The sequence below is a fragment of the Streptomyces sp. NPDC056527 genome, from assembly GCF_042794475.1.
Taxonomy (GTDB): domain Bacteria; phylum Actinomycetota; class Actinomycetes; order Streptomycetales; family Streptomycetaceae; genus Streptomyces.
In genome coordinates this window covers 1-4,252 of record NZ_JBHTTQ010000210.1, presented here as the reverse complement: position 1 = coordinate 4,252, position 4,252 = coordinate 1, and the positions used below count along the sequence as shown (strand labels likewise).

Sequence of the window (4,252 nt, the reverse complement as noted above, 5' to 3'; positions counted from 1 at the left end):
CCCGGATTCGGGCCCGCGGCGCTGGAGCCGCCGCTGGAGCGGTTCCGCGGCCGTCTGCTCGTCGTGCTCACGCAGCATCCGCATGACGGTCGCGGGCGAGGGGTGCTGCCCCTTCTTCTTGCCCGTGGTGATGACGAGCCGGGAGGCGATGCCGCGCAGGCGCATCTCCTGGTCGCGCAGGCGGAGGGCCATGGAGAGCATGGACTCGTCGGTGACGCCGGCGCCGCCGATGGTGCCACCCTGCGCCCGGCAACGGGCCACCGCCACGCCTTCCCCGAGTTCATCCCAGATCAGGGGAGCCTCCCAGGCTTAGCGTCGGCGAGAACTACCGGAACCCCCATCTTGGGCGTCACGCACCCCTGTCCGTGCGCTGGTTGAAGTCGCAGCATTGGTAGATCTCCAGCCGTGTTGGGCGTGGGGCGGACCTGGTGCATCCTCGTCCGTGCCCGGGGCGGCCGTTCTGGGACCGGCCGCGTTGCCCGGGCAGGTCACCCGACCGGCAGCGTGATTGGGCGCGGGGCGGGTGCTCCCGGGGCGGGGCGGGCGGGCGCGGGGGACGTGTGTTGAGGAACATTTCGGCATCCGTAGCGGGGCCCGGCCGAGGTGGCTCTCTCGTCCGGCCGGGCCTCGCGTGCGTGGACCTCGTATCGCCCTGTCACCGTGCCGTGCGTGAGGCCGTACCGCCCGGGGGGAAGTACGTGGTGTAGGCCGGCCAGGGGTTCCACGGTCCGCACCTCTCGGCGTGCCGTGAGGCCGCGGTCTCTGACGTCCTCGGGTGGGGTCGGTCAGGTCCACTGGGGTTTGCGGTGGTTCGTGGGCGGTTCGTCGGCGAAGAGGGCGAGGAGCCCGGCGATGTTGCGGCCTGCTTCAGCGGGGTGGCGGATCTACGCGCCGGGGGTAATGCGGTAGCGGTCGCGTCGTCCTTCGAGTACCCGGGTGAGGTATCCCTCCTGCTCCAGGTCCGCGACGATCGCCTGGACGGTCCGCTCGGTGAGCAGGCACGTCTCGGCGACCTCCCGGAGGCGTGGGCTCGAAGGCAGGTGATTGCCATGACCGTGTCCGTCCCCCTCGTCCGGGGCAGCGAAGCCCGCGACCGCAGCGCCGGGACCGACACCGTACCGGCGCCGTCCGACCGGGCAGTGCTGTGGCTGGTGGGGATGCTGATGGCGACGACCCCGGCCACGGCCCGCGAGGTGGAGCACATCCTGTCCGCAGCGGCCGCACGGGCCGGCCTGCCCGAAGCCGTCCTGGCCGCCGCGGTGCTCGACGCCTCCCGCGGCCTACCCGTCCTGGCCTGCGCCGACGGCCGCTTCGCCAGGCCGTCCGCCGCCCGTGTGGAAGGTGGCGCCAGGAAGAGGACACGCAGGAAGCCCGGAGCACCCCCGCCGGCACAAACGGACGAGGGGAAACGCGAGCCTGTCGAATGAGACGGCCGGAGGTGGGAAGTAGCACTGATGCCGAGATGGCACGACGAGCCGAGGAGGGTTGTCATGCCCCGTGGTTCCAGCCCGAAGCGGGAACGGCAGTACGAGCACATCAAGGAGAGTGCCGAGGAGCGCGGAGAGAGCACGAAGCGCGCCAAGGAGATCGCCGCCCGCACCGTGAACAAGGAACGCGCCCGCTCCGGCGAGTCGAAGACCGCCTCCCGGACCTCGCTTCAGGACATGTCGTCCTCCAAGCGCGGCGGCCAACGCTCCCACAGCGGTGCTCAGGGACCCACCAAGGAGCAGCTGTACAACGAGGCCAGGCACAGGGGCATCGAAGGCCGTTCGAAGATGGACAAGGCGGAGCTGAAGCGTGCTCTCGGCCGCTGAAGCTGAGGGGGCGCATGTGAGGAAAGGGGTCTGCTGTGACCGAGTACGACATCTGGGGCTACCGTCCCGATGCCGGTTACCAGGCCGGCACCGACATCGTCGGTTTCAAAGTCGAGGCCACGGACGGCAGCATCGGCAAGATCAGCAAGCATTCCGATGAAGTCGGCGCCTCCTACCTGGTCGTGGACACCGGAGCGTGGATCTTCGGCAAGCATGTGCTGCTGCCCGCCGGAACGATCACGCTGATCGACACCGTGGAGGAAAAGGTCCACGTCGACCGGACCAAGGAACGGATCAAGAACGCGCCAGAGTTCGACGCATCCAAGTACGGCGGCGAACCGTCCTACCTGGAGCAGTTCGCCAAGTACTACGGCCAGCCACACATGTGAAGAAGAGCCGGACGGCACGTGGAGGCGTGACAGGTCGGCTTCTTGGTTGCGCGTGGGCAGTCCCGGCTACGAGCCCGGTTCGCCCGCCACCGACTCAGTAGTTCAGAGAAGTGACCAGCCCGAACGAGACCGCGCCGGACCAGATCGGACGACCAGGCATCGTTCTCCAGGTGCCCCCTGGGTTCTGACTGTAGGGTCTCAGACTTCGTGGCGCAGTCTCAGCCGCGATTGGCGCGAGGATGGCACCTATGCTGCTCTTGTGAGACTCCCTGGTGCCCTGTCGCATTGAAGCTGTCGGATTCTCACGGCTTTCTCCTCGCGTCGCGGGCTGCGCGACGACGTTGACCCCCAGAGAACCGGCATTGCCTTGAGAAGTCTTGACGGCGTGTGATCACGTCCGGGGTCAGTGTCGGAACAGCCAGACCACGCGGTCCCACGACAGGGCGTGGTAGACGATCAGCACGCCGGCGAGCATGATGGCGAGAACATGGGATCCCGCCGCGTATAGCGCCACGGCGCCGCCGAAGAAGACAGCCAACTCCAGGAGAAACCGCAGCGCGCCGGGGGTCGCCACCACCGTCCCGCCGGACCGGGACTTGTCGCCGGGGGTGGCGAATACGCCCCACAGCACGGCCACAAGGACCGGGGCCACGACTACAAGGACGTACCGCAGAGGTCCTGGCGTGGTCGTCCAGGCCCAGACCGCGAAGCATGCGAGCGACACCAGTTCCAGAACGAACCGTACAGCGAGCGTGGACGCGTGAAACCCGAATCCTGACGACATGCGCGAGATCCCCTCCCCTATAGCCCTCCGCGGATGTGAGCCGTCGGCGGCCGAGAGAGCAGACCACGGGCACCCCGGCTCCGGGGCTACCGGTCCCTCGATATGCCGGGCAGGGCCGCTGACTTCCTTCGCGCCGCCGACCCCGCCCCCACCAAGCGGGCCACCCTCGACCAAGGCGTCACTGTACCCGGCCAGACCACCGCGTCCTCAGGAAATGCCACCGCCGTGAGACTGGCCGGTGTGCCACCGACCTGCGACAGCGACTGAGCTCCTGGTCAGCGGGCAGGGCTCGGTCACGAAGCGCGAGATCCTACAGACCTCAGGCCTTCGAGTGCGGGCGTGGGGTGGGCCTAAAGGGTGTTGCAGAATGCTCAGTTCTGGGCATTTTGCCTGTATGGATGGGGTGTTGCGGGCTGAGCCGATGTGGGTGGAGACGTTCACGGGCTTGCGGATGGACCGGTTCGTGAAGCTGGTGCGGGAGCGAGGCGGGAACGGGCCGGGTGGCGGCCGTCCGTGGTGTCTGTCGCTGCCGGACCGGGTGCTGCTGGTGGCCGTGCACTACCGCACGAACCTCACCATATGCGGCAGCTCGCGCCGCCGTTCGGTATCTCGCCCGCCACGGTCTGCCGGGTCATCCAGCGGCTCCGTTCGCTGCTGGCGCTGGAACCGGCTGCGCGGCCGGTGGCGGACACCGACCGGTTGTGGATCGTGGACGGCACCCTGATCCCGGTCCGCGACCGCAAGGTCGGCGCCTCGTCACGCAACTACCGGTTCTCGGCGAACGTGCAGGTCATCATCTACGCGGCCAGCCGCCTGGTCATCACTGCGGCCCGGGCGGCGCCGGGCAACAAGGCCGACGCCCATGTCTGGCGCGAGTCCGACCTGCCCGCCACGGCGGCGGGCGCGACAGTGATCGCAGACGGCGCCTACCTCGGCACCGGCCTGATCGTTCCGCACCGCAAGAGAGCCGGCCGCCCCCTCCTGCGCGGGCAGGAGGAGGACAACACCGAGCACCGACGGGTCAGGGCCCGTGTCGAGCACACCTTCGCCCGGATGAAGAACTGGAAGATCCTGCGCGACTGCCGACAGCGAGGCGACGGCCTCCACCATGAATCAGCAGGTCAAACGCCACTTCGGCCTGCCGAAGCCAGACCTTCTGCAACAGCCTTTAGCTTGTTCTTTATCTACCAAGATCTTCCAGGCTTGCCGATGGCCTTGAGGGTCTCGGGGCGTTTGACGGTTTTGCCGACGTCGTAGCGGGGTGC

General features: G+C 68.3%; 4 protein-coding genes and 2 pseudogenes. 4 read left to right on the top strand and 2 right to left on the bottom strand.

Features of this window, described 5'->3' with window-relative positions; genetic code table 11:
• Window positions 1–267, bottom strand: a pseudogene (locus ACFQ7Q_RS37745) (hypothetical protein); the annotation flags it as partial.
• 782 nt (window positions 268–1,049) lie between these two features.
• Here ACFQ7Q_RS37745 and ACFQ7Q_RS37740 point away from each other — a divergent pair.
• The 3 genes from ACFQ7Q_RS37740 to ACFQ7Q_RS37730 all read left to right on the top strand — a co-directional run bounded on the left by ACFQ7Q_RS37740 (window position 1,050) and on the right by ACFQ7Q_RS37730 (window position 2,203).
• On the top strand, window positions 1,050–1,427 hold the full coding sequence (locus tag ACFQ7Q_RS37740) for a hypothetical protein (protein WP_383563673.1): 378 nt from the start codon (window positions 1,050–1,052) through the stop codon (window positions 1,425–1,427).
• A 63-nt stretch (window positions 1,428–1,490) separates the two neighbouring features.
• Window positions 1,491–1,814 carry a plasmid stabilization protein gene (locus tag ACFQ7Q_RS37735; RefSeq protein WP_383563670.1) on the top strand — a complete coding sequence of 108 codons (324 nt, stop codon included), beginning with the start codon at window positions 1,491–1,493 and terminating at the stop codon, window positions 1,812–1,814.
• 35 nt (window positions 1,815–1,849) lie between these two features.
• Window positions 1,850–2,203 carry a PRC-barrel domain-containing protein gene (locus tag ACFQ7Q_RS37730; protein ID WP_383563667.1) on the top strand — a complete coding sequence of 118 codons (354 nt, stop codon included), beginning with the start codon at window positions 1,850–1,852 and terminating at the stop codon, window positions 2,201–2,203.
• Window positions 2,204–2,606: 403 nt separating this feature from the next.
• Here the strand turns inward: ACFQ7Q_RS37730 and ACFQ7Q_RS37725 are convergent, their stop codons facing one another.
• A complete protein-coding gene (locus ACFQ7Q_RS37725) occupies window positions 2,607–2,987 on the bottom strand; it encodes a YrdB family protein (protein WP_383563664.1) in 381 nt (126 codons plus the stop codon).
• A gap of 394 nt (window positions 2,988–3,381) precedes the next feature.
• Between ACFQ7Q_RS37725 and ACFQ7Q_RS37720 the strand changes: the two are divergent.
• A pseudogene (locus tag ACFQ7Q_RS37720) lies at window positions 3,382–4,109 on the top strand (transposase family protein); the annotation flags it as partial.
• Between the last annotated feature and the right edge of the window lie 143 nt (window positions 4,110–4,252).

Coding starts and splice junctions, on each gene's coding strand:
- ACFQ7Q_RS37740 (WP_383563673.1), top strand. CDS start 1,050: ATGACCGTGTCCGTCCCCCTCGTCCGGGGCAGCGAAGCCCGCGACCGC.
- ACFQ7Q_RS37735 (WP_383563670.1), top strand. CDS start 1,491: ATGCCCCGTGGTTCCAGCCCGAAGCGGGAACGGCAGTACGAGCACATC.
- ACFQ7Q_RS37725 (WP_383563664.1), bottom strand. CDS start 2,987: ATGTCGTCAGGATTCGGGTTTCACGCGTCCACGCTCGCTGTACGGTTC.